The sequence below is a fragment of the Acinetobacter sp. SH024 genome (assembly GCF_000163635.1).
GTDB classification, from domain to species: Bacteria; Pseudomonadota; Gammaproteobacteria; order Pseudomonadales; family Moraxellaceae; genus Acinetobacter; species Acinetobacter pittii.
The window spans coordinates 590,537-593,335 of record NZ_GG753600.1 but is presented as its reverse complement, the minus strand read 5'-3'; the positions used below and the strand labels follow the sequence as shown (position 1 = coordinate 593,335).

General features: G+C 38.9%; 3 protein-coding genes. 1 reads left to right on the top strand and 2 read right to left on the bottom strand.

All coding sequences use genetic code 11. The features are described 5' to 3' along the window. Positions 1-35: 35 nt before the first annotated feature. Both HMPREF0013_RS08735 and HMPREF0013_RS08730 read right to left on the bottom strand, forming a co-directional pair. Positions 36-914 (bottom strand): SDR family oxidoreductase, encoded by an 879-nt coding sequence (locus HMPREF0013_RS08735; RefSeq protein WP_002114565.1) that lies wholly within the window; start codon positions 912-914, stop codon positions 36-38. Positions 915-1,054: 140 nt separating this feature from the next. After that, entirely contained in the window at positions 1,055-1,456 is a 402-nt protein-coding gene (locus tag HMPREF0013_RS08730) for a DUF6367 family protein (protein WP_002114331.1), read from the bottom strand. A 474-nt stretch (positions 1,457-1,930) separates the two neighbouring features. On the opposite strand from HMPREF0013_RS08730, the gene HMPREF0013_RS08725 reads away from it, so the two are divergent. Beyond that, on the top strand, positions 1,931-2,799 hold an 869-nt coding region (locus HMPREF0013_RS08725), incomplete at its 3' end, for a KGG domain-containing protein (protein ID WP_005802464.1).

Genomic DNA, 2,799 nt, shown 5'->3' with positions numbered 1-2,799 from the left:
TTAACGTTTACGTGAGCTTTTTTATATTTTAGGAATTAACCATTTACGATTTGACCACCATTTACATGAATGACCTGACCTGTAATGTAACTTGCATCATCTGAGGCAAGAAAAAGATAGGCGGGAGCAACTTCACTTGGTTGTCCCATTCTTCCCATTGGGGTATCTTTACCAAATTCTTTAACGGTTTCTGCATCGAAACTGCTTGGAATTAATGGTGTCCAGATGGGTCCTGGTGCAACACCATTTACCCGAATTCCTTTTTTCTGTTTCATTAAATTGTTCGATAAGCTACGCGTAAAAGTCGTAATCGCACCTTTGGTACTTGCATAATCAATGAGCTCATCATGGCCTTGATAGCTGGTAATACTGGTGGTGTTAATAATACTGTCACCTTCTTCCATATAAGGAATGGCTTCTTTAGTAAGATAAAACATTGGGAAAATATTAGTTTTAAATGTCTTTTCTAATTGCTCATTACTAATACTTTCAATTTCTTTTTGTTGATATTGCACACCAGCGTTATTCACTAAAATATTAATTTTGCCGTAATGTTGTAGAACTTTATCAATATCGAGTTTTGCAACATCTGGGTCTGAAATATCACCTTTTAATAAAAGGCAATGTTGTCCTTCTCTTTCAACGAGTTGTTTAGTGATTTCGGCATCTTGATCTTCTTCGAGATAAAGTACCGCAATATCAGCGCCCTCACGAGCAAACAATACTGCGACAGAACGACCTATACCGCTATCGCCACCACTAATAACGGCAACTTTATCTTTTAGCTTATCGCTACCTTTATGGGTACTTTTTATTATCTCAGGTTCAGGGTGCATTTTTTCCTGATCGCCTGGTTGATGAGATTGAACTTGTGCGGGGGCAGATGTTGGATACTGGTTTGTTGAGTTTTCCATTTTTAAATACCTCGGTTGTAATATCTAATTTTCATATAGTGAGCTGTTACCGCGTAAATGTGAGTAAAATGAATTTTTTAATAAGTTGTCTTTGTTATTTTATTTGTAAGGTTGTAAAAAAATATTTTTATATTTGAGGGCTAAATAATATCGATTAACTTGATTTTGTTTTTATCAATCATGCTTTCAATAATAGATCTATTTCCTGTATCCTCTAACCAGTTTTCTATCGGTATATTATTAGATAAATCTAATATTTTTTTAATAATTTCTTTTGCTCCATCTATATTTTCTGAATTTTTATTATTTTTAATAGCTATATTATCTAGCAACAGTTTTATATCTTCATGTTCTATATTTTTTGATTTAATAATATATAAGTCTCTTTGGAAGGGATGACTTGCATGAGGTGGGTCTAATCTATAGCTCCATTCTTTGTCATAGTCCTGCCATGAGTTTTTGGACTTAATATGTCCTAGTAAAATTTCAGGGATAGAAATATGGATATATTGTAGAGCTGACTGTTGATTTTTTAATTGCATAGTTAAGTTACTCAAACCATCTTATTAAAAATAGTTTTAAATATTCATATTAATCTCTCAAGTAAATTAATTCTGAAAATGTAATGATATATGTTATTGTTTTTTAATTAAAATAATTGTTTGCTTGTTATTTTCTCAATAGATCTGATGTTGTGTTAGTTTACTGTTTTGTACATTTTGAAATTTTTTGTTATCAGTTAAAATATTTTAACTGTGTTTGTAAAAATATATTGTAGTGTGCCCTTAGGTAATAATGAGTATATCCAATATTTAAAGAGTAAAATTATTAATAATTAAAATTTTTAAAATATTTTAAAAATAATATGTTTATAAGAAATTTCATTTTTTGATTGATATACATTTAAAAGGATTGATACATCACTTGGGTGGGAAAATATTATAGATATTCTATTGTTATTAAATCCGTTAACCAAAAGCGGTAGTGACTATAATTAAATATAGGAAGATATAACTATGGCTAATACTAGATATGAAGATGATGATAACAATAGAACAGGTACTTCAAATCGTGGATTTGCAAGTATGGATCCTGAAAGAGTACGAGAAATAGCCAGCAAAGGTGGGCGAGCTGCTCACGCGAGTGGTAATGCACATGAGTTTACCTCTGAAGAAGCTCGTGAAGCTGGCCGAGCAGCCCATGCAAGTGGTAACGCTCATGAATTTACGTCTGAAGAAGCGCGTGAAGCGGGTGCATTAAGCCATAAAAATGATGGTCGTAATGGTCGTGGCCGCGGCCGTGACGATGACGACGATGATGACGATCGCGGTAGCCGCTCAGGTGGTCGCGGCCGAAGCCGTTATGATGACGACGATGATGACGATCGCGGTGGCCGTTCAGGTGGTCGAGGCCGAGGTCGCGACCGTGATGATGACGACGATGACGATCGCGGTGGTCGTTCAGGTGGTCGAGGCCGAGGTCGTAGCCGTGATGACGACGATGATGATGACGATCGCGGTGGCCGTTCAGGTGGCCGAGGCCGAGGTCGTAGCCGTGATGACGATGATGATGATGACGATCGCGGCCGTTCAGGTGGACGAGGCCGAGGTCGCAGCCGTGATGACGATGATGATGACGATCGCGGCCGTTCAGGCGGACGAGGTCGAGGTCGCAGCCGTGATGATGATGATGACGATGATCGCGGAGGCCGCTCAGGCGGACGAGGTCGTGGTCGCAGCCGTGATGACGATGATGATGACGACCGCGGAGGCCGCTCAGGCGGACGAGGCCGTGGCCGCAGCCGTGATGACGATGATGATGACGATCGCGGAGGCCGTTCAGGCGGACGAGGCCGTGGCCGCAGCCGTGATGACGATGATGATGA